Here is a 26,892-nt window from a genome sequence, read left to right on the forward strand (position 1 = left end):
ATATACGATTTCTATATAACCCAGATGAAAATTCATTCGTTTATAAATATCTACGAGATTAGCTTTATTTTTATGATGTCATAAAATAACTACGTAAAATTCTAGTTAATGCTACAATACTTTGTACGCATTGTGAAAATTTTGTTTCTACTTTTGTGATGAACATTTTTTACACGCTAATTTTTTGCTAAACATTTAAAAGTTATGTTGCTTAACAAGGGCCTGGAATGTAGGACCCTGTATTTTTTTATTTAGATACTAAATAAAGCAGCTGCAAATAGCGATTGGTGTGATGCGGAATTTAATGGTTTTATCCGCAAAGAAAAGTCATAAATATTGTTATGTACATTTAGTTACATATTCAATCTTCTGCTTTAAATTTTTTCATAAAAACTTAATAATCACAGCCACATGCCGGGTATTGAACAGATTTAATAACATGTGTTATCTGTAAGATTATGGCTGCTGGAAATCTAATGATGGATATAACTGGAAAATTAATAATTCATGATGTATGGTCTATCATAGAAACCATTTAAAAATAAATAGATATGAAACGCTTGCTATTAGTAGTTGTAGGTATTATTATGTTTTCTTGTAAAGAAGATGATTTTCAAACCGGGACACAGAATCTGCTGTATGAGAGAGGAGAAGGATTGGTTAATGTTGATTACAGAGGCAGGAAGCTTAACGCATGGCGAAATAATGAAGGTGATTACATTGTCGGAGATGATATGATTCTTTTTAACAATGAGGTTACAGAGGTGTCTAATTTGGATATATCAAATAAGTTTGCTGCTGCAGATTGGGATCAGATTCTTGACATTAATGTAACGTTGTGGCCAAAAGGACCCATTAGTTTCAAAGTTGATCCTGCTTTTTCGAATTCAGAATTAGTCCTAATAAATAAGGCTGTCCAACACTGGAATGACAAAACCAATCTGCTTTTTGTTCAGGTTCCCGGTAATGAAAAAGTCTATTTCAAAAAAGTTGATTCTGGTTGCAGAGCTACTGTAGGGTACCCGCTAAAAGGAGGGAAGAGTACTGTTGATGTCAGCCCAACATGTGATTTGCAGAGTATTATTCATGAAATAGGTCATGTCGCCGGTTTAATCCATGAACATCAAAAAACAAGCAGAAATGATTATATTATCATGAAACCGGAAACTTTTAATTTTATAAAAAGCAATTATAACTCTTCTGTATATCAGACTATCGTTGACAATTTAAAAATAGAACGATCGAACCTTGGAGATCCTTTTATATTTGACATGCAATCCTCGATGATGTATGGCTCCTATCCAAGAAATAACATTGCTTTGAGAGATCTTTTAATAAGTAAATCTCTTCCATTTTATACAAAAAAGGACGGAAGCATCGTAGAACGTCCTGTCTTAGGCCTAACAACAAAAGATATAATGCTTGTTCATCATTATTACAGCCAAAAACTTATTTTGAGAAATGTTGATTATAATGTTGTCAGGGTAAAAATTAGGCTAGAGGGGAGTGATCCCGGTATTGTGACTTTAAATCCTGAAGAGGAAATTGTGTTGTATTATGATCCTCAAAAAAATAAATATACTTATAAAGGTCACATTGTACAGCAGGTAGGACTCAATAATGGAAATGACGTTACCAATTATATGAAGTTCAGTTGGTCGGGATCCAATGATATTCGGTATTTTATCAAAGTATCCGACCCAATGGATACTGATGGTTCAATGATATTGGTTAAAGATTATACACATCCGGAGAATGCGGTTTATTACCATTTCACCAATAGAGATGGTATAGATGGAGGCAGTGGTAAGGCAATCGTGGAAGCTTCTAAAAAAGATGACTATTCTTCCTATATCTATTTAAAACGGTGGAATTCAAATATTAGTACAGATGGAAAAATACATTCATTTGATAAATATACTCCCAGCACTTTAAAAATAAGAAATATTAATTATGCTACCCTAGGTAATATCGTTATGAAATTTACAGACTGTTCCAATAAAAAAATTTCGTTGGCGCCTGGACAAAGCATTGCACTGGATTACACAGCAAATGGTTTTGCTTACGGTGGTTGCAAGCTTAAACAGATAGATTTCAATGATGGTGGTTCAAGTGATGATCTCAACTTTAGCCAATCATCCTATTCAGGTGAGGTAACATATCAGGGATCTTCGCCCTATATGACAACAATCATAGACCAGAACAGCGCGTATATTTATGGTACTGTAGATGCTGACGGGATCGATGGGAAAGGAGCTAATGTTCAACTTGATGCTTATGCAGCACAAGGGACGATGTTTATAGACATCCGAAAATAAATCAGTTTAATCTACATTTATATGAAAAAACAATCTGTCATTTCTCTTTTGATACTTTCATCAGCATTGACCGCTCAAAAAATCAATTTGGCAGCGGAAGTAGGTTTTGGACTCTCTAATGTGCATACTAATGAAACAACCGGCATCTCAAATACATCAGGATTTAGTACAGGTATTTGGGCTCGTATACCACTTAATCGTAAATTATGGTTTCAGTCGGGAGTCTTTTATTTACCTAAAGGAGCTCAAAAGACGATATCAACGGAAAACTCAACAATAAATACTAAAAGGGTAATCAGCTATTTTGAATTACCTGTGAATGTTGTCTATTATTTTAGTGGAGAAAAGGTTGGAAGACTTTTCGTATCGACAGGTATCTATGCAGCACTTGCCAGTGGAGGTCATACTCTTAAGACGATAACCGGTACAGATAAGGACGTTGAAAAATACAGAAATGATATTGTATTTGGAAAGGATATTAATCAGGTTCGACGCTTTGATTACGGATTAAGTGTCGGTTTAGGTTACCAGTCCCCTCTGGGGATTTACATCAGGGGCCAGTATGAGCTGGGGTTACAAAATGTTGTCAATACAAAATACCTTTACAACAGAAGTTTCCAATTGATGGTCGGATATATTATAAAACATCGGGTAACCCTTTAACGAATAAATACCTGTTATGTTTGCTATAATAATCAAATTGGTGCATATCCTTTCTGTAGGATCTTATTTTTTTGGGATATTTTACGTGGGACAACTGTTCTTAAATTATAAATATACCGAAAAATTTACCAGAGCAAAAAAGAAGATCTTAAGAAGACAATACCTTTTCAACATTGAAAGGACATGGAATATGTTGGTTGTTCCCAGTGGATTGATTATGCTTGTAACTGGCATAATTATGTTTTTTTTTAACAGGCACCTTGTTAAGATGCAGTGGTTTGATCTAAAACTGATTTTTCTCTGTATGCTGAGTACTTACCATTATTGGTTTTTAGAAACAATACGCCATTTAAAAGCCTTACAAGGTTATGATTTTAAAATCACACGTATAAAATTACAGCAGATTAATGAAGTTGGCATTTTACTAATGCTTTTGCTGGGATGCAGTGTTATTTTAAAGTATACAATAATGCTTCATTATGGACTTATCATTACAGGTATTATTATTATAATGATTTTATTGGTTGCAGTTTTAAAATTGCTGAAAAAAGAAAAGTAACATCTGTTTTATTTAATTGATGCTAATGATGATTTACAGAATCAAATCCTATAGCAACATTTCTGCTGATTCTTGTTTTTCTGTATTGAATATAAATTTCAGAAAAAATTACAGCCTGATACTAATTTATTTTAAAGATGAATATTAAAAACGAATTTATAAATTTTATACAGTCACTCCAGGTCCAAATTTGTGATGTGTTGGAGACAGTAGATGGAAAAGCTGTTTTTAGGCAGGATGTATGGAAGCATCCTGAAGGTGGAGGACGTACACATGTTATAGATGGAGGGAATGTATTTGAGAAAGGTGGAGTAAGTACTTCAATAGTTCATGCTAAGCTTCCTGAAATAATGTTAGATAGGGAAGATGTGTCAGGAGGTCATTTTATGGCTTGCGGTATTTCAGTCGTAATTCATCCGGTTAATCCGTTTGTTCCCACCATACATGCAAATTTCAGATATTTTGAACTTTATGATAAAAAGGAAAAGTTAAAAGACTGTTGGTTTGGAGGAGGAGCAGATTTAACCCCTTATTACCTTGAAGAGTGTGACGGTAGATATTTCCATCGTACGTTAAAGAAAGCTTGTGATCCTTTTGGTATGGAGCTGTATCCTTTGTTTAAAAGAAAATGTGATGAATATTTTGTCAATAAGCATCGCAATAATGAGGCAAGGGGTATTGGAGGGATATTCTATGATTATCTGCGCCCGGATGCTGAAACAAACATTGAAGATATTTTTGCTTTTTCCCAATCTAATGGGAATGCTTTTCTGAAGGCTTATATACCTTTGGTTATTAAGAATAAAGATACTCCATATACTGCTGCTCACAAAGACTGGCAAGCTTACCGACGTGGGCGATATGTAGAATTTAATCTTATCCATGATCGGGGAACATTATTTGGGCTGCAAACTCATAGCCGCATGGAATCGGTTCTTATTAGTCTTCCTCCCATTGCAAAATGGAAATATGATTTTCATCCTGTTCCTGGAAGCCCTGAAGCCCAACTGGAAGAATGGCTTAAACCCAGAGACTGGGTTAATGAATAACTCACCGGAATTTTAACACAAATATATTATTATGAAAAATTTAATTGTTATTCCAAGTATTGTTTTTTTTTTCATTACAGCGTGTAAAAAAGCAGAGTCTCATCCTCCGGTAGAGAAAGAAATTTTTGCTATTGATTCTATTAATATCGCAGATACAATAAAAGTTGCGGATTCACTTTCTCTGATCTATTCTTCAAAGCAGCTTTACTTCCCGTTTGTACAAAATACAGATTTGTTGAACAGTATTTATTTCAGGTCTGAAGATTCCACTCATTTTTCGAAAGAAGAATTAAAAATTTCCGTAGAAAAAGATATGCTGAAGCATTATGATCAGTTAAATAAACTTTATAAAACAAAACGACTTAACGGTTTATGGGTATATAAAACTGAAATGCAGGTGAAGTTTTTACTTCATGAGTATATGCATATTCAATATGTTAATATCCGTAATGAGAATGACATGATTAAACAGTGGCTGTACAAAGATAAAATGTTTGATCTTAAGAATAATAAAGAAATGATTCTCAATGATATTACCAGTATATCGAAGGAACAGCTTTTGGCACTCTTAAAAAAGAATATGTACAAAATCTTTTTTAATGTAGCCGGCGAGGTAAGAATTAATGAATTTGATGAAAGGATATTTAAGATGAATGGACTGCGCGAGATTCCCAATATAGATAACTTTTATTTTGATACTAAAGGATTATATTTTCATTATAATCCTTATGAAATTGTTTCTTCTTCCTCTGTTGATTTTGTAATTCCTATTTCCTGGGAACAATTAGAAGGAACCTTAAACCGCGAGTTTAAACAAAGAATGAATATTTCCTAAAGAAAATAACACTAGCGAAATTCAATTAAAATGATGAGTTTCATTGTCAGCTTTCTTTATTCTATTTTTTTTATGTTTTAATAATAAAAAATCAGAGAATCCCATTTTTTCTGATTTTTTACTTCGAATCATCTCTTTTACTCTTTTATCCATATCATGAATTTCTTCACTTTGAACTCAATGGTAATATGTTCAATACAGTTTTGGTGATCTTTTTCTATTCTCAGATGGGTAACCTTTATTTTTTTTCCACTGATAAGCTGGCAAAGCTGTTCGAATGAAATTATTTTTTTGCTGTTGACAACAACAGGAATATCATACTTCCCACACAGATAAGAAGCGAAATCTTCTTTGGTTTTTGTCTCCGCAGCTACCTGCTGCAATAATATACGAAATTTTTCATTAGAGATTTCAGGTAATTTGTTGTGAGAAGTTACTGTATCTTTTTTAGGCGTAGATTTCGGAGAGACAGGAATATATTTTAATGCATCTACCAGTGGATCTTTCTCCGGATTCCCAATGGGTAGTGAAAAAGAGGAGTGAGGTTTTTCAAATTCATAGGAACTGATGTCAATTTTAGGCTTTTCCCGTTTAGGCATGGGAGCGGCATAGATAGTTTTAATTGCAGAATGCTGTACATCACCATTAACAACTAGGGTGATTTTTTTAGGACCTTCTGAGTTAAATTGATACGAGGCTGTCTGGCCTACGGCATCAATCTGATTGGATTCTCCAAAATTCCATTCCCAGGAAACACCATCTTTTTTGATGGCATTAAAAATAACTGTTTTTCCTGCTGTAACGACATTTGGAGCAATAATCAATGGCAGATTTTCACTGTGTTCATCAGTACTGTGTATCGTTACCAGCTTTTGGTGGACACAATTTTTGTTAATAATTAGGGTAACAATATAATCACCTGGTTTTTTATAGGAGTGCAGTGTACGTTGTCTTTTGTCCACTTGTGTGCTATCTCCAAAATCCCATTCCCAGCTTTTTGCTCCGGGTGTAGTATCATAAAATTCTACAACTTTCCGGGTCGCAAACTCCTTAGCGTACACTACAAATTTAGCATTCTCACAATCTATATGCCGGCTGTATTGATAAACTAATAAAATTGTACCTAACGATAAAAGTAAAATGATACTCCAAAAAACTTTGGGATCAAGACTGAAAGAAAAAAAAGATTTCATTGTTTTTGTGTTTATTAGCATGATATAAATTAATGTGATTGCAACTTATTTTATATCAATATTTTACATTGCTATTTTATAGATTTTATTCTATGCCATTTCATGATTTGAATCATGAAAATGAGAAAATTCATCCTATACATTTGTGCATCTCTAGTATGAAAAAGATCATAATATAACATTTTGATTTTGGTGATTTCTGTCTAGTGTCATTACACAGTAACAGGAAGTCTATACTCGTTTGTTAATACCCTAAATAAAAATGAAATTGTACTTAGAACAATATTGGATTGCTATTGTAACTCTTCTGTCAATACTAGGGCTTGTGTCCTGTGGCAGCGGAAGGTATATCGAAGAGCTTCCCTATCTGCATTCTTCGGAACAGTATACTAAAGAATTAGACGGGATCAAAAAACGGACAGACTCTACTTTTGCCATTGAGAAATTTGATGACAGAAAACTCAATGATGAAGAAATGAGTATCAGGGAGAGATATTCGATTATTATGAGAGTAATGCCTAAAAAAGTTATTAATTATAAATTATATTCTTTTATTGATCAGTGGATAGGTTCTTCTGCTAAGCAAATGTCTAATCAGAAAAATGGAACAGATTGCGCTCAGTTTGCATCTTTACTTTTTAATGAGGTATATCATGCGACAATTTCTCCAATCCCTGAAAAAGTCTTTCGTTCAAAAGATATTGAATTATTTACCGGCAGGAATTTTCTGCAGGAGGGGGATATTTTATTTTTCCGATATGATAAGGGGCATCCGATTTCTGATGAGGGTATATACCTTCAAAATAACAAAATAGTTGCCTGTACAGCTGGTGGATTAAATATTTATGATTTTAATGACCAGTATTTCCAGCTCAGATACATAGCTGCGGGAAGATTAAAACCTAAAAGCTGAGAGAATGAAACATTTTGAAAATATTGCCAGACAGATTAACTCTTTGCCTTATGATATAAGGGCAGAGGTAATCATTAATAATTTATTGGAAAATGATGATTTGCAATCTGAAGATTTTATTATAGAAAAGGATGGGCAGTTTTCAAGGGCCTACCGTTATGATATTCTTGACTCGGGGATAAGCAATTACAGCTTTGGAAGTGCTTCTTTTTTTAAGCTTGTTCTTTCCCGTGACAGCATATACGATATGTTGCCTGAAAATATAGTGCATGATATCAGCAGCGACACTGCGGAGAAAAATGTGGATGTCATGATACAGGAATACAGGATAAAAAAGCAGGATCAAAAGAATGCAAGACTTTTTTTTCAGCCATTTGAAAATGAAATTTTCAATTATGGGGTTCGTTTTGAAGCGTTTGAACAGGACTTTTTTTGCCAGCTGCACGGTTCAACTTTTCCCAAGTTGTTTTATGAACTATTCGGTATCAGTACAGATGTACCATCTGAGATGGCTTCACGGTTAATCAGGATATTGCCGTTTGCTTATAAAATTGTAGGTAATACTGCTTTGACCATTGAGGTGTTGTCTTTGCTTCTGGAGGAAGAAGTCAGAATAAGCAAGAAAAGTTGGAAAAAGTACTATGATGATACGCAGTATAGTTTACTGGGAGATTGTAAGCTGGGCCTGGATATGGTGTCAGGTAATAATTATGACCACTATATGAACCATATCCATCTGTCAGTTGGCCCATTAAGAAACAATTGTTTTTCAGATTACCTTAATGAGGGAAAAATGAAGTTGTTTCTGGATTTGCTTTGTGGTTATTTCTTTTCGGCTGAAACTGAAATAGAGATCACTATACTTCTTTCAAAGGAAGCAGAAAGTTTTGATCTGAATGTAGTAAAAGATACTGTTTTAGGATATAACACAAGGATATAATGCTGCTGAAGAAATATTTTATGAATTTAGTGGAGCCCGAAATTTTGGTTTTCATTCTTGTACTGCTTTCTGTTTGTATTGTTCTTACAGCAATTTTCAGACGCAGGATACCCGATTTTAAAAACATTTACGGCACCAAATTCAATTCATATCTTTTGGGAGTTTTGATTGTTGGCTCATTGATTGGTTTCGTGGGATATAATAAACTTTTCGCAGATCATATGCTGCTAGAGTTTATTTTTTATCAGTTGAGTTCTTTAGTTGTGGGAGGTTTACATTGTTATATGTACAGATCCTTTTTTATGAAATTTGGGAATGAAGTAAAGGAGCTGGAATACTTTTTTGTCCTGTTAATGATTGGTTACAGCATTATTCCCTTTGCTTTAATCTATACTTTCTTCAATGGAATTCAGTTTGTTTTTCTAATGTCAGGACATTATGTATTATTTCTTCTTCCCACATTACTGAATGAAACGTTTAACAGGGCGATGGCAATTCCTCCCCATATTTACAGAACCTGGCATTTTCCGGAAAATTATAAAAATCTTCCAGGAGTTACAGATGAGGAAATGAAAGACCTGGTGGTTTTTACCTTACTTATTGATAAAGACAGGAATGCAAAAAATTACAGCGCTTATAAAGCCAAAGGTCCTACGAGGATTGACTTCGGCCGGCTTTTTTACAGCTTTATATTGGACTATAATGAAAGAAATTCTGAAAGTGAGATAAAGGTGGAAGGAGAAAATGGTTTTTACGATTGGGTGTTTTTTTTAAGACCTAAATGGTATCAGTCCACCAAATACGTTGACGCTGACTTACCTCTTTATATGAATGGCATTGAAGAAAATAGCGTGGTAATCTGTGCACGGGCACAGCATATGATTATTGAAGAAAATATTAATGAAAATGATGATCTCCCAGACTTTGAATACAAAGAAAGGGAATACGATGAATAAAAATAACAAATAAAATGATAGAAAAGTTAAAATATTTTCCTGTGCATTGGATAGACGGGATGAAGATTAATAAAGGACATTTCACAGATATTCAAAATTTTATAAGTGATTCTGTACGTGATTCAACATGCATTAGGACATCACTTGTGGATTACGGTATTTTACCATCTGGTGATACCATAATGGTCAGTATGTCTATAGATCAGCACAAATTACTAAAAGTTGTTCTTGAAGAGTGTCAGGCTATCACACCGAATGGCTCCCGAATTGATATCGGTACTCATTATGCTGGATTTTCTGAACATACACTTTTACACCCTGATACGAGCTATTTGATCAATGATGAAGAAGATATCAATCTGATGGTATGTGTTTCTGTAAACCATTTCAACAGGATTCCTTTTGGGGAGCCTGATCCTGATGAAAATCCTCCGAGATATCCTTATACTCAGCCAAAATATTCTTTGGAACTTATTCCCGAAAGTGAATTGAGAGGAGGATTGGGCTTTGGAGCAGAATACCTGACCGTTGGAAGAATAAAAGCAAGTGCCGGTGTATGTACTATGGATGATGATTATATTCCTCCTTGTTTAAGTGTATCAAGTCACCCAAAGTTAAAAAAACTTTATGTTGAAATCGACCGCTTTTACAGTCAGATTGAACTCTTTGCATCCCAGATCAAACAAAAAATCCGTGCTAAAAAGCAGAATAATTTGCTATCGTTAATAGTTGATGATCTGGCAGACAAGGCACTGTGGTATCTTGGGTCGGAAATAAACCGCTACCGGTGGTCTGCCCCTTATGCTTCTCCTATGTACATGCTTTCATCAGTCATTGCTTTTGGAAGGATAATAAAGAATTGTATAGAAACTTATACGGGCTCCGGAAAAGAAGAATTATTGAATTACCTTACAGAATGGTGCAATATAAGTCAGGGGGATTTTGAATCTATTTTTTCAGAAGTGCTGAATGCCGAATATAATCATAATCAAATCGGTTCAGCTATTTTGAAAATAGATCGGTTTATTAAAACAGTGGAAGAGATGTTTTCCATCCTTAATCAGTTGGATTATATCGGTAAGAAACGAGATGGCAGTATTTTTATTTCTGAAAATCCAGGCAACCGTGATGCTATTGTTCATTCCAAGAGGAGCCAGTCATTTTTAGCAGATTAGTAATCCTATGACTATTGTATTATGGAAATTCTTAATAAAAAAGAAAGACTGCGTGCATTTCTGTTTTTCATCCTGTTCTTTTTAGTTGCTGTATTTACCTTGGTTGTTGGCCTTTTTTTTAACACTTATTTCCCATTTAAGGAGAACTCATTGTTAAAGGTTGAAAATAATACTCTTAAAAAAGAAATGGAAATTCAGGATCACTTTTCTTTTCAATTAGAAAAGGTAAAATCTGCTATTGACTCTATAGGAGCTCCGGGGAAAAATGATTTCTTTAATGAAAACCTGGCGTTATCGCTCCTTTCAGATATGTATCAAAAGATCCCGAAAGACAGTGTTAAAAATGAGGTGATGTACAATAATATCATTATTGGTTACAAGGATCTGATAGACCGTAAAAAAGAGATCAGACGGCTATCTACAACCGGAAAGGCAGCAGACAGTTTACAGGCAATCAATAAAATCCTGAGACAGGAATATGATAAGGTAAAAACTGATCTAGACGTTTGTCGTCAATTATATAAAGCTCAGTAATGGACTGGTTTAGAATCTATTTTACCCTATTCTGTATTGCTTTTGGGGAAATCTTTTTACACGCGCAAACAATTACAGATTCTACTTCGGAAGTTGCTCAATTCGATTGTAAAATAATACAGAATAAGGAAAAACTGCAAAATAAAAACTTCATCAGTACTCCGGATTTGAGGCTGAGGGCGAACAATGAGGAATTAGTATATGCAGTGATGAAACTGGGAAAAAGAGGCCATAATATTTTTATGTATATCAGGATTATTGATGAAAATGTATGTATCAAGAAGGATCAGGTTCTGGAGATACAGTATACTAATGGCGAAAAAGTCAGTTATAAAAATGACCATTCCGTGAATTGTGATGGAATATTCGTGAGAAAATTTGATCAGAAAGAAATAAAGAAAATCAGTGAAAACGAAATGACTGCCATCAAAATATATACCTATCAAAAAAACTATGAGTTTTTAGTCAGCAGCACCTTGAATTATGATATCAATAATCAGATTCATTGTTTGGCTGCCTATAAGATGAAATCAACGTAGGCTAAAGAATAAACATTATTAAGAGGAATGAAAAATTATCCAGATTAGTAAAAGTGTAGAATGAATACGTAGCTATCTAAAAACTTATGATTGCTTAAAAGCCATGTGAAAATATCATACAATGAAAGGAATTTACTATAAAACACCTATAGACTTTGCCAGTATAATGGATGAAAGAGGAGCTGAAAAGGTATCCATTGATCAATCTATCAGTCAGTATCTTTTTATTATCATCACAACACCTTTAGGAAGATGCAAGTTTGATGACACGTTTGGAACTGAAATTTTTGAAGTCGACTTTGATCTTCCTAAAAGTGACAATTCCATTAAGGAATTTATCATCAGGACTGTAACTGAATCCATTATTGAGCATGAGCACAGGCTATTACTGGAAGATATTGAGGTAGCAGTTAAGAATGCTGATATTGGAAAAACACAGAAAAAAAGAGTAAAGAAAAAAGTAATGGTATCAGTAAAAGGATTGGTTAAAGAAACTGACAGACCTTTCTTTTTTCAAAAATCATTTTTTATAGGTCCTCTCTCATATTAAGTCGTATGAATCAAGAAAAAATAAAAGATAGAATATTTCGCAGAGCTGCAAAACTCTGGGGATATAATGAACTGGGATCGGATTCTTCTTTTGATCCGATTGTAGGCCTCATGTTATCAGCAACGGCCTCGGAACTTGAAAGGCTAGGGTTTGAATTGGAAAGCTCAAAAGCCCGTATTACGGAACGTGTCCTTGAAGTGTTGTTTCCAGAAGAGATTTCCGGCGTTGTCCCTGCAAGATCTCTGCTCCAGGTGTTTCCTATTGAAAATGGATCTAAAATATCGTTATATGATCATTTTAAAATGGATAAAAAAGGGGCACAGGGGGCTAACCGTCATGAGACGGCAGATAAGGATATTTATTTCTGTCCTACAATAGAAACCACTCTGACTACGGCAAGAGTCAAGTATATTGCTCATGGTAAGGTTATAAAGCAGATTACGAATCCTTTTTCCGGGAGTGTATTACAGAAAAGTGAGAGACATATTCCGGCAGGTGAAATGTGGATTGGCATCCTTACCCGCGATAAGGAACCTCTGGAAGATCTTATGTTTTATATTGATATAGGCAGTCAATATAAAAAAGAATTATTTTCCCATTACATTAAACAAGTCAAGGTATATTCCGGTGATCAGGAATTTGAGCTTACCAGGGGATATAATGCAGGCCATCGAGCAGTTGATTTTGAAGAGATTCTTGTTAAGAATTCTCTGGAGCTTGAGCATATATATCAAGATGTGAATGCATATTATCATTCCCGTTTTTTTACATTAAAGCAAAAAATAAAGCCTACAGCAAACAACCGGAATGAAGAGCTTTTTACCCGATACTTTCCTAATTGCAGTCTTTCCGAGGAAGATGATCTCGTTTGGCTTAGACTTAAGTTTCCGGAAGCTGTTGATGATGAAGTACTTCAAAATATCAGTATTATTCTTAATTGTGTTCCTGTTATTAACATATATAATATTAAGACTTACAGAAGGGCATTAGGGAGACTTGATATTCTTCCGATTCAATCTGAAGATCATTTTTTAGCTTTGGATTATGTCTCAGATGACACAGGGCGAAGATTTGATGTAAAAAACTATTCTTCAGAAGGGGATGGTGTTTCATCTGTTCTTAGAAAAGGAGGAGTATCCAGGTTTGACTGTCGTAATGCCTCGGAGCTACTTCAATATCTTTTAGAAGTAATCAAAGATGAGACTGCTGCATTTTCAGCAATCGGAGGTGATTCAGCAAGAGAGATGCTTGTGCAGATCAGTCAGAATATAGCGGCTTTACATCAGCTTGCTCAGGAAAAGAATTTTTCATACATCAATAACCCGTATCTGATCATAACAGGCAATACTTTAAAGTCTGAAGCTTCATATAATATTTCATATTGGAATACCCAAGCGGAAGAGGCTAATCACATCAGGCCGGGAACTTTGTTTGTTGCAGATCAACCCGGAACTCTGATGTGTGAAAGACATTCAATTATGATTACTACCTCATTGGGTGGAAGAAAGGGCCTCTCACCTCAAGATAAGATTTTAGAATTCAGAACAGCATTGCTAAGTAGAGGGAGAATGGTAACTCCAGCAGATATTAAAGAATCTGCCATGAGACATTTTAAGAATACCATAACAGATGTTAAAATAGAGAAAGGAACCAAAAAAGAAGTTGCTTTAAAAGAAGGTTTTAGCAGAACAATTGATGTTCATCTTTTTAGAAATCACATCCTTAAAGAGATTCATGAAGATGAATGGAAATACTTATGTGACAGTTTTCTACTCACACTCGAAAACAACTCTGTTCACATGCTTCCTTACAGGGTCTTTGAACATTAAGGATATTGTTAATGAAGGGCAGATCAAGATTTAATCGTGACTGTATAAAGATTATAAATATAATAATTAAAAAATACATACTATGTTACTAAACAAAGGAATTGGAGGGAACGAAGTTCCACCAGAAGTAAGTGAATCCATTTTCGAAATTCCTCAGAACAGGACGTTATTGGCTCAGAAACTAACAGCTCATGATCCTGTTAAACCTGAATTGGTTGAAGGGTTAGATACTGTAGAAAAAGTCTTTGAACATTTTAAACCAGAAATTAAAGTTGATTTTGTAGATGAGAATGGCGCTTCTAAAATAGAATCGCTCAAATTTAATAATCTTGGAGATTTCGGAATAAAAGGGATTACCAAGCAAAGTGATTTCTTATCAGGACTAGAAACTGAAAAAAATCAATACCAACAGATTATCAGGCAACTGAAAACCAATAAAATATTAAAAGCAGCCATAGAAGATCCTGATGCCCGAAAAGCTTTATACAGCACTTTGCAATCGTTGATTCTGGAATTGGAAAATAATAAATAAAAATAGGTGTTATGGACAAGCAACAACAAATGCAACAACATACCGGTCAGGAAAGATTTAAAGAGCAATATATTGTATCAGATAATCTGGCAGCCTTAGCCCGCTATGGAGGTTTTGACCTACTGGAAATCTCCATTGACGGAGTACAGAATATTAATCCAGACAGAAAAGCCAGAAAAAGAATTTTTTTAACCGAGCCAGGTAAAGAAAAAGAAAGGGAGACTTTGAAAAAAACTCTGAAACTATGGGAAAGTTTACTTGCTAACAGCGAATCTTTATCCGATATGGTTACAGATTGTGAAGAAAGAAAAAAAATTGCGGAACAGCTGTTGGTAAATAATTTGTCAAAAGCTATTGATGATACTAGAGAAATAGAGGCTAATTACAGGACTGTTGCCTTATTCTACAAAAATACGGAATCGGCTAAGGTAAAAAATATTACCATTGTCAATGCAACACTTGAACAATTAAAAGATCTGGATAATACACGTTTTATCGACACTATACATACTGAGCTTACTGATAACTATGATCGTCTTGATCTTAAAAATAATTATGGGATTTTAGTTATTCCAGGGTATCTGGGATCTAACAAAGTAATAGAGAAATGGGCAAAACTGGTATATGAAAACAAAGTAATGCTTGTTACTGATTTTGAACACCTTGATGAGCCTGATGATGTAATGGAAATGTTTGATCAGGCTTATCTTACGGGAGGAGATGTATTCAGATCAAATGTTCTGATGACCTGCAATTGGCTTGTTGGAAGAGGAAGATTTGAAGAAATTGAGGAGCGTGAAAATATGTATATACCGCCTTCTACTGCATTAGCAGGGAAGATCTATAAAACACTGATGTCACAGGTTACAGCGGGGAAAAAATTCGGAGGAATTAATGAAGTGGAGGGAGTAAAATTTGATCTTAAGAAAAGTGAAATTGCTAATCTTGAGAATCTTGGTCTTATTCCTATGGTCAATGAATATGGAAAGGTAATGGCCTTTTCAGGAAAGACTTTGTTTAATGGAGATAATTTAGGGCTACAAACGTATTCTGTAGTACGGGTTTTTGATTATGTTACTAAAGTTTTGATGGATTTTTTGAACAGAAGAGCCTTCGAAAATTTTACAGCGGTGACCCGTAAAGAGATAATGAATCAGATTGTAGGTTTTCTGGACAGCATTGCCGGGCCTGGAAAATTAATAGAAAATTTTGAAATCAAGAGATTTGAACAGGATCCGGTTCAAAAGGACAGAATTCATCTTGATATTCATATGAAGCCCTATTTCCCTGCTAAAAACTTTTTGATCAAGATGGATGGGCACAAAGGTGACCAGGGTAACGAATGGGATACCGAATATAAACAAAATTAAGAGGACATTTTTCTATTGTTGAATCCTTCCGGAACTTGTCTTGTAGGATGATATGTAATCATTATGAGCTTTTCGCCTCATGATTATAAAGTAATGATTTTTCAGAGTTTCTATCCGAAGATTATTTATTAAACTGATTGATACAAAACACCAAATGTAATTTGGATCTCAAATAAAAATTACAAACTGCCTGAACTTGCTTTAACAACAAATATCTTTAAGGTTCCCGGCCTTCAAAGCTATTGCAAAAGGAGCTTGTTTAGGAAAGTATTGTATTTCAAATATTTATTAACCATTAAATTTTTAACATTATGTCATTTAAAGCTAAGTTAAAAGTAGCTGGTAAAGAGTATAACATACTTAAGGTAAGCTACGGATTATTTCAGGAAACTGATGCAACGGGAAGACCTTCCACTATTACAAGAGGAGGAAAAATTGATATTGTAATAGAAGGAACGGGTGCTACAGATCTTTTCGAATGGATGACCAATTCTTTTGAAAGAAAGGATGGAAGTATTGTATTTGCAAAGCGGGACAGCGATGCAACTCTCAAAGAATTGAAATTCACAGAGGGATATCTGGTAAAGCACAATGAAGATTTTGATTCTAGGGGAGATAATCCGTTGACTGAAGCATTTACGATTTCATCCAGAAAAATCGAAATGGGAACGGGGGCCTATGAAAATGAATGGGTATAAACCCTGAAGATAAGCAGTAGTAATATGTTTACTGCTGCTTATCTTATTACTATACATTTATTATTTTAATCATAAGCTAATCTATTATGTCATTTTTATCCAAATTAGAATTAGATGGTATTACTTATAACATTCTTGAATGTCAATATGGTTTTACCCAAGCAACAGATAATACGGGGAAACCCCAAGGTATACCACAGGGTGGAGAGATTATTATTAAGATTGAGAGTACAGGAAATTCTGAACTATTGAGCTGGATGTTGGATCATGATCAGACGAAAAACGGTAAAATTATTTATTATCGTCGCGATGCTATCAGTAAACTTCAGGAATTGGTTTTTGAAAAAGCTTACTGCATCGGATTTCAAGAAAAATTTGATGCGAACAGTAGCCAGCCTTTACAAATTGAGATGCGCATGATTGCTAGGAAATTCGATCTGAATAATGCAGTCCATGAGAAAATGTGGAAATAACGAGTATGTTGAGTATATGTAGTATTAAGTAAATTTTCAATACAATTTTGTCATGTCTAAAAATATATACAGCCCTGTATCATCTGATAACTCATCAAATGTATCAGATGAAACCTTATCAGCAAAGAATTCTTCCTTCCAGTTGTTGAATTCTGTCATGAAAGCAAAAGAAAGTCCTTTAGTATATTGTACATTAATGCTTAATGGAAAGCCTTTTCTTGATAAATCAAGTTTTTCTTTGGAACTGAATCAGGTTACTAATGATCATGATTGTTTTAACATCATTGTTCCTGATGATGCACTTGATAGTTTTGATGGTTATGTTATGGAAAACTCTAAAAATATCCTTGGGAAAAGCATCACTATTTATTTTCATCGTTTTGGAAATGTAAGGCAGTCTTTTAATGGCATTATTACCAATATTAAAAATAGAAAAGAAAATGGGTACGGTACATTGATAATAACTGGTAGTGCACCAACAATGCTTCTGGAAAACGGTAAAGCTTGTCATAGTTTTGAGAATAGAAAACTTGATGAGATTATCAAAGAAATAACAGAGGAACATTCAGATATCAAAATAGTTATTGAAAATCTGAACACTAAATATACCTTGCCTTATACGGTACAATATAAGGAATCAGATTATCAATTTATCAGAAGACTTGCCCTACGATATGGAGAATATTTTTATTATAATGGGCAAGAATTAATATTCGGTAACAAAGTACAGGCCACTGTAATTCTTGAAGAAAATATTGATCTTATTGAAGTTGAATTTGAGCTAAATATCAAGCCTCAAAAGTTTGAATACACTGTGTACGATTCAAGAAAGGGGGACAATATGAAAGCAAAATCTTCTTCCATTCGTTCACAATATAAAGAAAATTACTTTCAGGCAATTGCTATTAATGCTTCTAAGGAAGTATATAAAAAGGAACAGCAAATGTTGTTCAATTATAGTGGTATTGGAAATGTCACTGAGAAAGAGCTTAAGGAGGCTGTAACGAAAGAGAAAGAAACCCGAGAGAATTTGGTTTGGGTAAAAGGAAAAAGTAAAGACCCCGCGGTAAAGATAGGTGGAAGGGTCCAGTTAATTGATATTAATGGAAAGGCAATGGAAACTTACCGGATTACTGAAATTACTCATTATCATGATGGAAATATTTATTATAATGAATTTTGTGGATCTCCGGATCTGTATATTGCTCCTTATCAGGATGGTGAGGCTGTTCCCGTTGGAGAACAACAATCAGCCAGGGTTGTAGATAATAATGATCCTTTGGGAATGGGAAGAGTAAGGGTTCAGTTTCCTTGGCAGGAGAGCAAAGGAACCACTTCTCCATGGCTTCGTTTGTTGCAGCCTCATGGAGGTGATGGAAAGGGTTTTTATTTTGTACCGGAAAAAGGAGAAGAAATTTCTGTAGGATTTGAGAGTAACAATGCTGAAAAACCTTACGTTATGGGAAGCCATTATAATGGGGCAGAAAAAAGCGGGTATCAGACGGAAAATAATACAAAAAAAGTGATTCAAACCCGGAGCGGAAATCGTATTGAGATGGATGATGAAGCGGGGAGTATCACCATAAGAGACGCCAGTAACAATACTATTGTTATGGATGGCAAAGGCAATATAGAAATAAATGCACCTAAAACGATTCATCTTACGGCAGGAGCGGAAATTAAAATGGTGGCCGGAGCTAAAATATCAGTTGCGACTGTTAATATGGAGCAGGCGATAGCCAATAAACTGGAAACAACTGCTGTTCAGATCAGTTCTAAAGCTATAGCAAAAATCGAACAGTCAGCCTTGGAAATTATGACAAGTGGTGAAAAGAAACTTGATCTAAAAACTAAAGAACTTACACTGAAAGCTGAAGAGAAATTAATGATGCATTCAGATAAGGAGGCTATTGTCAATGGCAAATCCACAGTGGGTATAAAAGGTGGTAAAATCAATATGGATAATAAACCTAAAGGACCAGAAAAAACTAAACAAGAAAAAGATTTGGACAAGGTAAAAGAGATTGGATTGGACAAAATTATTCCCACGAGTGTTGATAAAGGAGTGGAATATGTGGACAAGTATAAAAAATTAACAACGGATTCTACGGTAAAAAAGTAGAATAAGTTTGTAATCGTACTATTGGATTTCTAAAAATTCATCAAAAGTACAAATCAATATATTAAAACTAAATTCCGAGAGATATGCCACAGATAATCACAGAAAAAGCTACTTTATCATGTGATAAAGGAGCAGCACCTTCATCTTTGAAGGTTACAAGTAATTGCTTTTACCATGCAGACTGTAAGCTAATTGCTACAGAAGAGGATAAGCAGACCGAAATCAATATTGGTTCATTCGGGATGTGCTCCGTTACCAAAATAAAATGCATACCTGTTATTGCCAAGTGGGAGAATACAGCGAAGGATTCATGTATTAATAATCACAAAATTCTTACAGATAAAAGCACATGTCATTGTGGTACAGGTGGTAAAATTTCTGTTATGAATAAGGGGCATGGAGAAAAGCATGATGTTGAATAAATGAATACGTTTCTTTTATTTAGAAAATAAAAGACTTGTCATGACTTTTTCCCTTTTATAATGATCAGCTGCTTCTTAGTCTGATTAGTTGAAAAATTACATTTTTTTAGTGATAATACGACCTTGATTCAACAGAATTTTAAAAATGAACTGTTTACATTTGTTGTGTTAATAATCTAATTATTAATTCTTTATTGCAGTATTATGGTATCTGATACAATGATTCTCATTCTGTATGTTCCTCCAGATACGCGGCATCCCCGAAAATACTGAAATAAGAAAGAGATCTGCTTTATCAGCAGATCCCCTTTGCCTGTTTAATAGTACATGTTTTCCAAGCATATACTTTATTTTACTGGCTTTCTTTCAGTATCAAAGCTGATACTAAAACTATAACCTAAGTAATTTTATTCAACTTTTTTAAAAGGAGTAGTATGATAATAGACGAAGATTTGCTTTTAGCAAAGGGTGAAATTAGGTATTATAAACCGAATGAATTGATTTTTTGTGAAGATGAATTTCCTTTTTATTACTATCAAATAATAAATGGCAAAGTAAAGCTCAATAGCTATAAAGAAGAAGGAAAAGAGTTTATTCATAATATTTTTTCAGACGGACAGAGTTTTGGGGAATATACACTTTTTGCTGAAAAGCCCTATCCGATGAATGCAGAGACGGTAACTCAAAGTTGTATTGTAAGGCTTCCCAAACAGGCATTTTTGGAATTAGTTGGACAAAGCACAGAGTTGTTATCGGTTATTGTAAAGAACCTTTCTCATGGAATGTATGACGAGTGCATCATTAAGAAGTATCTTACTTCACTAAGTCCTGCAGTTAAAATCAGAGGATTACTGGATTATTTAAAAAGTTTCCAGAAAAAAAAGTTTCTGTATTCTTTCAAGATACCGTTAACCAGAAATCAGATGGCTTGCTTAACAGGACTTTGTGAGGAAACAGTCATCAGAACATTAAAAAAAATGGAAAAGGATAAAATTGTTACTATCAGGAACGGAAAAATCTTTTACTAAACCATTTGATTGTGGATGTAGAGGTTGTTTCTTCTGAAATTTTTTTCAAAATTTTTATTTTCAACGGTCTTATCTGCATTATGGCTTATTGATATTCATAAAATATATATTTTAACATGTCCAGACTGATCAGTATTAGATTTTACAGACAAATGAACAATGCGAAAAAAGATAAGCTGTTGTTGGAAAAAAACGGAATTAATGGTTTTATAGCCAGTGAAAACTTCGCTAATGCTGATTCTATGCTTTTACAGGCAGTTGGTGGAATACAACTTCAGGTTTTTGATGTTGACATTGAGGATGCTATAAATATTCTAAAGAGCGATCGTACTCATGATGAGCTAGCGTATGCAGGCGATGCAAATATAAAGACTGAAGTGTCAAATCCGTCGTGTAACCGATGTGGTTCTCATCATATATTCCAGATTGAAAAGCTAGGTGGTATTTTCGGTATGAGCCGGCGAATCCTTGGATTTCCGATTGAAATTTCAAAAACGGATTATTACTGTTACTATTGCGATGGTGAGTTTATCTGCTGATACTCTTTAGAAAAGTAGCTGAAGATCATTGAAATCAGGATGACAATAAGATTCAAGAAAAGATATGAGTCTTATACTATTATTATTTGTAATGGCGTAATGAAACTAAAACAGTGTTTTAGTTTCATTACGCCATTACACTATGTTTTTTAGTTGAAAAACTACAGTTTGTTAATAATAATACGAGTGTTATTGAATGAAATATGAAAAATATCTTTTTAGATTTGTAATAAATCTTAGGAGAACATTTATCATATTCAAATATTTGAAATATTTAAGTCTCAAACTGTTTATTTTCATTATCTGGTATTGGGTAAAGCCATCACCGGATTTTATTTTCTTTTTAATTGAACATCAGATAAAAAACATATTATTTCTGTTATTTAATACGTAGGGGGAGCATGCATTTGCAGCATTAAAAAAACACTCAAGAAAGGTAAAATCACAGATTTAAAAAATCAGAGATATTGACATCAATTTTATTAATGTAAAAATCAATCTTATGCAACAACTATGTATTCTTCTTCTATCGAGTTTGCTGGCCTTATCTTGTTCCAATAAATCATGTATCACAGGAAAGTCTCATCCGTCAACGCAAAATTCTCTTGGAACTGATACGCTTAAAGCTATTGAAAACCAATGGGTTGATAGAACTGTCACTAATGAAGTTATTACCCGTGTTGTAGATATGCGTCAGTTTCCTGTTGAAATTCAGGAAGAATTTACTAATGAAAACCAGAAATTGGTAATACAGCTGAGAAACACAATAAAGGCTAAAATTTCCGGCCGTATCATTCCGGATTCGGGACAGGATAATATCCGGTTTAATAATATTGAGCTGAATCAGCGAAGCATTGATGGCCCTTTTGGAAAAGACTTTGAATATAATCTAACCCAGATAGGGGATTACAATCTTGTGATAGAAAAAAGTTTAATGGCTTCCGGAAGCCAGGTTGGAAAATTTAGGGTTGTTCTGAAATAATACTCTGAATCTATTATCCATATTAGGTTCTATCCTAATATATGTTCAATTAAAATATTAATATATGAAAAATGTAAATCAATTTGTCAGTAATGTTCCATTTGACAAAGTTATTGTTTTTGACAGAGAAGGAAATGAAACGATTTTAACAACTTACAAGATTATCATTGAGTTGGGCGGTAAACAATATTTCATTGAGAATAGTCCGCATCCACGAAAACCGGATGGATTAAGTATCTATTTCGATGCTAATCGGGGGAACCCAAAGTATTTTGCAATTTACCCCGGCGGTGGTAATCTGGTGCATTTGTCCATTAATTCCTGTGAAGATTTATAAAACCGTGTTTTTGTTTTTAATGATGATACTGTTTTTTCTAAAAATAAGAAGGAATCCACCTTCTTATAAAGATCATATTCTCAACTTTATTGTGAAATTTACGCAGACTATCTGTAAAATTATCTTTGAAAGACGCAATATGTTTGGTTATGGTAAGTATATTTTAAATTGTAAGGGATTTGATTTATTATTTTACTGGATTCAGGACCAGGACTATTTCTCCTTCTTCTAGCAATTTAATAAAGATCTCATCAATTATTAAAATTGAAAAGCTTTCTGCTTTCTGATATCTTTAAAAAATTATTCTTACCTGCAATTGAGAATCTGATCTTTACACATTCTATACACCATATATTTATTATCGGTTGAAAATTTAATACAGGATTGATCATTAAATTTTTTAGGGTCTTTCCTGTATTCGTCCATATATCTTTGGAAGTCTTCAGCTTTAAAAGGTAAAATCATAATTTCTGCATCATTAAATTTTCTTAATTCTCCCAAACTTTTTAAAATTTCTTTTTTGTGCTGTAATGCCTGATTAAAATTCATGATTATTTTTTTTTGAATTAAAGTTAGAAATGATCAGCTATAGGTAATCGATTGGTTATTGGATCACGTCAGTTTACTTGGCTGATTACATGTAATCAGCTTAATGGTAGAACGCTATTGATTAAAATTTGGGGTAATAAATGTTTATCAAAAATAATTAAAAAAAATGCAAAAAACAAGAGTGTTATGTTTTCTTGCAGGATGTAATGTATTTAATAATAGGTGTTTGTGCCCATGTTGGTTTTTGCAATTTCACCATTTTTTTTTAAAAAATACTAGTCAGCGAATGCTTTTTTATTGCATAAAAAAAGTTGTTTCATTTTATGGCATAAAAATAACAAATAGCCATTCAAAGCGGTGTTTCTTTATTTTTAAAATGTGGAAATTGTAAAGCGTAAAGAATTTCAGAAAGTTTGAAATAATGAATTTAATGTCAAGAAGTTTTATTAACTGGACGATTATTTATTGTAATGAAAAAACTATATATTATTAGAGAAAATACTATATTATATAACGCAATATCCATTGTGAAGAGATACTCAATAATTTTGTTTCAAATGCTATACCTAATCTTGAAATTTACCTTTTTTATTGTTAACTATAAACCGTAAATCAATCAAACTGTGTTATGATTTTCTGATTGTTCCACTGACAATTGTATAGAGCTATGAAAGATATTTTAGAATCAGATTACTGTATTACAGTGTACGAAATTTCTACAGAATGTATGCTGGTGGTATTGCTCAGAATACTCATAAAGAAAATTAAAGGAATATTTACAAAAGTGATTTTCAATATTATAAAATGCAGAAACTTGACAGAAATTGCTGAAAAACTAATCCAAAATCTTTCAAAAAATTATTTTAATAATCCTATATCATTGTGTCTTTATAACTAAAAAAACAAAAATATATTAACTTCAACGGTAATTTATTGTAGTTAAATAACTACAATAAATTAGAAATAATATGACTGCTTTAAAACAGGGGACTTAAAAAACTTCTTTATAAATTTGCAGCCAGACCTGGATAGTATTATCTTGATCGTTAGGATTTTTTTATTATAGGTCTGAATGATATATTATTTTATGATCCGGCTTATTTTGCCGGATTTTATTCTTATTAGATGTTAGCTAATATCTCTATCCAGTTTTTAATGAAAGTTTCCCGCTTGATTTCAGATAATACTTCCAGAGAAAGATAAGGATTAAGGTCTTCCAATTCAACCAGAAGAAGAGAATTATCCGAAATACAACAAGCATCCACTCTTGTTATTCCTCTCTTAAGACTGTTCCACTGAATAAACTGATCTGCAAATTCAATTTCGTTGGCTGAAGGAACGTATTCAATGAGTTCCCATCTTTTATCTTTTTGTGGTGCATAAACAGCGTATTGAAACTGGTTATTGAGATAAATAAAAGAAACTTCGTATTTAAAGTCAATATAGGGCTGTATAATTTTACCATTAAGTTCTATGTTGTGAACATCTCTATAGCTGATTTTTTCCTGACCTATTGAATCTGCTCCATTTTTCATTTTAACCATATAATTTTCAGAAACTCCAAGTGTATTAAGTTCACTTAAGTTTTCTACGGTAGGAATAACAGGAAAATTATTCTTTGTGAGATATAGCAAGTAATCCTTTCCTTTCTGATCACCTTTCCCGTCAAATGAGTTGAATGTTAAGAGATTTTTCTTTTTAACATTGTCAACAAATTCTTTAAAGTAGGGTTCATAATTCATGACGGATCCAGTATTTCTGAAAATGATGATATCTGCATATTCAAGATATGAATTAGCCTGATGAGGATGTCCAATCAGAATATTAAAGTGATCTTTCAGCTTTGAAGATATATAAAGATCCTCTTTATAATAGGCTCTTCCTTTAGCCTGATAATAAAAGTCTGTAAGATATAAGATGTTTTTCATTTTTAAAATGTATCGGACAAAAATAAATGTAATTCCAGGTTGTCTAATACTCTTGTTTGTAGTAGTATTTGGAATTTGATATAAATGTACAGCTGTTATTTTTGTATACAATCTGTTTTTATTAGATAAAAAACTACAGTCTGCTAGTTGTAATGTTACTGATGATCAGTGTTTTATTTACTAATGAATTGTTAAGTTTGTAGTGTTTCCTTTTGTACATTATTTAGTTAATGGTTAATGGTAGTGATATTGTAATGTAAACGAAATATTACAAGGAAGAATTTCTAAAAGATAGAATGTTATCAGGCTATGGTATCTGATTAGATCTATACAGCTGAAGAAAAATTAGGTTTCCTAAATGTATTTATTATTAAGTAATCATTAAAATATTTAACAAATGAGAAAAATGTATTTATTATCAATGTTTTTAATTGGTGCTCTAGCTTACGGGCAGGTAGGGGTAAATAATATAACACCAAAGTCAACTTTGGATATTATGAGTAAAACGACAGACGGAAGTACTTCCGAGGGGTTAATTATTCCCAGAGTGACAGGTAATGCTCTTAAAGCTGCTGAAACTTCTACAGTATACGGTGATGATCAGGATGCTGCACTTGTTTTTGTTACTGCTGCGCCTGATCCTGATAACCGCACAGGCCAGGTTGAAGGAATGGATTCCAGAGGGTTTTATTACTTCGATGCAGGTAGTAATCGCTGGGTGAAGATGGTCTCCAGTGGAACCAGTACTGCCGCCCTCGCTCAGCTATTGTGTTCAGGATCTTCGGATGTTGGGGTATTAGAATCCGGACAGTCAGCGGCAGGAGTAAGCACAACAATTCCTTACAGTGGGGGGAATGGAGGTATTTATTCAGCACAGATTGTTAATTCAATAGGAGTAACTGGTCTTACAGCAGTTTTGACATCCGGAACCTTAAATAATGGTAGTGGTACCTTAATCTATACTATTACTGGAACTCCTTCAGCAGCAGGTAATGCTATTTTTGATATTGATTTTGCAGGTCAAACCTGTGGATTCAGCAGGACGGTTCAACCTTCAAGCAATTTTCCAGATGTAGTACCTGTTATTATTAATGGTCAAACCCGTCAGATGTTGACCCATAACTTAGGTGGAGATACTACTCAGGATCCTAATGTTCCTACTCAGGCTATCATGGGAAATTATTACCAGTGGGGAAAAAAGAATGCTGTTGCTACAGCGTATACGCCTGCCAGTGCGATCTCAGGGTGGAATACATCGGCTGCGGGCAATAAGGCTTGGAATAGTGGTACTGAAGCTGCTCCTGTAAAGACTGCTAACGATCCTTGTCCTTCAGGTTTTAGAGTTCTTACTCGAAATGAATGGACTGGATTTAATACTGCGAGTACAACAACTAATATAGGAACATGGGCTACTACAACTACAAATGGTGCTACCAACTTCAGCGCTGCCAAGGTATTTAGTAATAATGGAAGTACTGTAACTCTTCCTATAATAGGAATGCGAGATAATACTACAGGAGTATTGGTTAACCGTGCTAATATTGGTTATTATTGGAGTAGTACAGAGAATGGTACTCTTTATTCGTATTTCCAATCGGTAACTAGCAGTAGTAATAATCCCTCAGGTTATAATACTCGGCCGACTGGAATAGGGATTCGTTGTATTTCGGAATAAAATTTTGACAAGTATTAATTAGCACATTAATAGGCTATTATAGGGTTTGTTTCTTTATTCAAACTCGTGCGGCAAGATGTAAGATTCCCTTGCCGCACTTTAAAAACTAAAATTTGATTGAGAATATTAAATATGGCTTTTTTGATCATTGTTTCAGTAATTAATTATCTTAAATTCTCATTTT

At 33.7% G+C, this 26,892-nt stretch carries 27 protein-coding genes; 24 read left to right on the top strand and 3 right to left on the bottom strand.

Annotation, left to right across the window (positions count from 1 at the left end):
- Positions 1–551: 551 nt before the first annotated feature.
- The 5 genes from LC457_RS22930 (at position 552) to LC457_RS22950 (ending at position 5,424) form a co-directional block, all read left to right on the top strand.
- Positions 552–2,318, top strand: coding sequence for a M12 family metallopeptidase (locus LC457_RS22930; RefSeq protein ID WP_223601892.1), 1,767 nt, complete (start codon positions 552–554; stop codon positions 2,316–2,318).
- A gap of 21 nt (positions 2,319–2,339) precedes the next feature.
- Positions 2,340–2,981 (top strand): porin family protein, encoded by a 642-nt coding sequence (locus LC457_RS22935; RefSeq protein ID WP_209785050.1) that lies wholly within the window; start codon positions 2,340–2,342, stop codon positions 2,979–2,981.
- Positions 2,982–2,997: 16 nt separating this feature from the next.
- Positions 2,998–3,540 (top strand): CopD family protein, encoded by a 543-nt coding sequence (locus LC457_RS22940; protein WP_209785049.1) that lies wholly within the window; start codon positions 2,998–3,000, stop codon positions 3,538–3,540.
- A 137-nt stretch (positions 3,541–3,677) separates the two neighbouring features.
- Positions 3,678–4,589 (top strand): oxygen-dependent coproporphyrinogen oxidase, encoded by a 912-nt coding sequence (hemF, locus tag LC457_RS22945; protein WP_245169735.1) that lies wholly within the window; start codon positions 3,678–3,680, stop codon positions 4,587–4,589.
- A gap of 31 nt (positions 4,590–4,620) precedes the next feature.
- Positions 4,621–5,424, top strand: a complete 804-nt coding sequence (locus tag LC457_RS22950; RefSeq protein WP_209785048.1) for an RsiV family protein — start codon at positions 4,621–4,623, stop codon at positions 5,422–5,424.
- A gap of 137 nt (positions 5,425–5,561) precedes the next feature.
- Here LC457_RS22950 and LC457_RS22955 read toward each other — a convergent pair whose 3' ends face one another.
- Complete coding sequence (locus LC457_RS22955; RefSeq protein ID WP_209785047.1) at positions 5,562–6,617, bottom strand: PKD domain-containing protein; 1,056 nt, start codon at positions 6,615–6,617, stop codon at positions 5,562–5,564.
- Positions 6,618–6,879: 262 nt separating this feature from the next.
- Here LC457_RS22955 and LC457_RS22960 point away from each other — a divergent pair, with 262 nt between their 5' ends.
- The 18 genes from LC457_RS22960 (at position 6,880) to LC457_RS23045 (ending at position 22,556) form a co-directional block, all read left to right on the top strand.
- Complete coding sequence (locus LC457_RS22960) at positions 6,880–7,530, top strand: NlpC/P60 family protein (RefSeq protein ID WP_209785046.1); 651 nt, start codon at positions 6,880–6,882, stop codon at positions 7,528–7,530.
- A 4-nt stretch (positions 7,531–7,534) separates the two neighbouring features.
- Positions 7,535–8,470 carry a type VI secretion system baseplate subunit TssG gene (locus LC457_RS22965; protein WP_209785045.1) on the top strand — a complete coding sequence of 312 codons (936 nt, stop codon included), beginning with the start codon at positions 7,535–7,537 and terminating at the stop codon, positions 8,468–8,470.
- 20 nt (positions 8,471–8,490) lie between these two features.
- A complete protein-coding gene (locus LC457_RS22970) occupies positions 8,491–9,426 on the top strand; it encodes a TssN family type VI secretion system protein (RefSeq protein ID WP_223601893.1) in 936 nt (311 codons plus the stop codon).
- Positions 9,427–9,440: 14 nt separating this feature from the next.
- Positions 9,441–10,601, top strand: coding sequence for a type VI secretion system baseplate subunit TssK (tssK, locus tag LC457_RS22975; RefSeq protein WP_209785044.1), 1,161 nt, complete (start codon positions 9,441–9,443; stop codon positions 10,599–10,601).
- A gap of 21 nt (positions 10,602–10,622) precedes the next feature.
- Positions 10,623–11,135: a type VI secretion system TssO gene (gene tssO / locus LC457_RS22980; RefSeq protein WP_209785043.1), complete on the top strand. Its 513-nt coding sequence runs from the start codon at positions 10,623–10,625 to the stop codon at positions 11,133–11,135.
- On the top strand, positions 11,135–11,674 hold the full coding sequence (locus tag LC457_RS22985; RefSeq protein WP_209785042.1) for a hypothetical protein: 540 nt from the start codon (positions 11,135–11,137) through the stop codon (positions 11,672–11,674). Before tssO ends, LC457_RS22985 begins: the two co-directional genes overlap by 1 nt.
- Positions 11,675–11,795: 121 nt before the next feature.
- Positions 11,796–12,224, top strand: coding sequence for a GPW/gp25 family protein (locus LC457_RS22990; protein WP_223601894.1), 429 nt, complete (start codon positions 11,796–11,798; stop codon positions 12,222–12,224).
- A 5-nt stretch (positions 12,225–12,229) separates the two neighbouring features.
- Entirely contained in the window at positions 12,230–14,053 is a 1,824-nt protein-coding gene (locus LC457_RS22995) for a type VI secretion system baseplate subunit TssF (RefSeq protein WP_209785040.1), read from the top strand.
- 82 nt (positions 14,054–14,135) lie between these two features.
- The gene (locus LC457_RS23000) at positions 14,136–14,585 is read left to right on the top strand and encodes a hypothetical protein (protein ID WP_209785039.1); all 450 of its coding nucleotides are present in this window, start codon (positions 14,136–14,138) and stop codon (positions 14,583–14,585) included.
- Between the two features lie 29 nt (positions 14,586–14,614).
- Positions 14,615–15,955 (top strand): DUF5458 family protein, encoded by a 1,341-nt coding sequence (locus LC457_RS23005; RefSeq protein WP_223601908.1) that lies wholly within the window; start codon positions 14,615–14,617, stop codon positions 15,953–15,955.
- Positions 15,956–16,266: 311 nt separating this feature from the next.
- Positions 16,267–16,653, top strand: coding sequence for a type VI secretion system tube protein TssD (gene tssD / locus LC457_RS23010; RefSeq protein ID WP_209785037.1), 387 nt, complete (start codon positions 16,267–16,269; stop codon positions 16,651–16,653).
- A gap of 86 nt (positions 16,654–16,739) precedes the next feature.
- Positions 16,740–17,126, top strand: a complete 387-nt coding sequence (tssD, locus tag LC457_RS23015) for a type VI secretion system tube protein TssD (protein ID WP_209785036.1) — start codon at positions 16,740–16,742, stop codon at positions 17,124–17,126.
- 52 nt (positions 17,127–17,178) lie between these two features.
- A complete protein-coding gene (locus LC457_RS23020) occupies positions 17,179–19,248 on the top strand; it encodes a type VI secretion system Vgr family protein (RefSeq protein ID WP_223601895.1) in 2,070 nt (689 codons plus the stop codon).
- Between the two features lie 83 nt (positions 19,249–19,331).
- A complete protein-coding gene (locus tag LC457_RS23025) occupies positions 19,332–19,670 on the top strand; it encodes a DUF4280 domain-containing protein (protein WP_209785034.1) in 339 nt (112 codons plus the stop codon).
- 434 nt (positions 19,671–20,104) lie between these two features.
- Positions 20,105–20,698 (top strand): Crp/Fnr family transcriptional regulator, encoded by a 594-nt coding sequence (locus tag LC457_RS23030; protein ID WP_209785033.1) that lies wholly within the window; start codon positions 20,105–20,107, stop codon positions 20,696–20,698.
- 116 nt (positions 20,699–20,814) lie between these two features.
- Positions 20,815–21,237: a hypothetical protein gene (locus LC457_RS23035; protein ID WP_223601896.1), complete on the top strand. Its 423-nt coding sequence runs from the start codon at positions 20,815–20,817 to the stop codon at positions 21,235–21,237.
- A 502-nt stretch (positions 21,238–21,739) separates the two neighbouring features.
- Positions 21,740–22,219 carry a hypothetical protein gene (locus LC457_RS23040; RefSeq protein WP_223601897.1) on the top strand — a complete coding sequence of 160 codons (480 nt, stop codon included), beginning with the start codon at positions 21,740–21,742 and terminating at the stop codon, positions 22,217–22,219.
- A gap of 64 nt (positions 22,220–22,283) precedes the next feature.
- Positions 22,284–22,556 (top strand): hypothetical protein, encoded by a 273-nt coding sequence (locus LC457_RS23045; RefSeq protein WP_209785030.1) that lies wholly within the window; start codon positions 22,284–22,286, stop codon positions 22,554–22,556.
- A gap of 306 nt (positions 22,557–22,862) precedes the next feature.
- Here the strand turns inward: LC457_RS23045 and LC457_RS23050 are convergent, their stop codons facing one another.
- The gene (locus tag LC457_RS23050; protein WP_209785029.1) at positions 22,863–23,105 is read right to left on the bottom strand and encodes a hypothetical protein; all 243 of its coding nucleotides are present in this window, start codon (positions 23,103–23,105) and stop codon (positions 22,863–22,865) included.
- 1,121 nt (positions 23,106–24,226) lie between these two features.
- Positions 24,227–25,033 (bottom strand): hypothetical protein, encoded by an 807-nt coding sequence (locus tag LC457_RS23055; protein WP_223601898.1) that lies wholly within the window; start codon positions 25,031–25,033, stop codon positions 24,227–24,229.
- Between the two features lie 397 nt (positions 25,034–25,430).
- Here LC457_RS23055 and LC457_RS23060 point away from each other — a divergent pair, with 397 nt between their 5' ends.
- Complete coding sequence (locus LC457_RS23060; RefSeq protein ID WP_223601899.1) at positions 25,431–26,708, top strand: FISUMP domain-containing protein; 1,278 nt, start codon at positions 25,431–25,433, stop codon at positions 26,706–26,708.
- The last annotated feature ends 184 nt before the right edge of the window (positions 26,709–26,892 follow it).

Origin of the sequence: Chryseobacterium sp. GVT01B (assembly GCF_019970045.1) — a bacterium.
Lineage (GTDB): Bacteria > Bacteroidota > Bacteroidia > Flavobacteriales > Weeksellaceae > Chryseobacterium.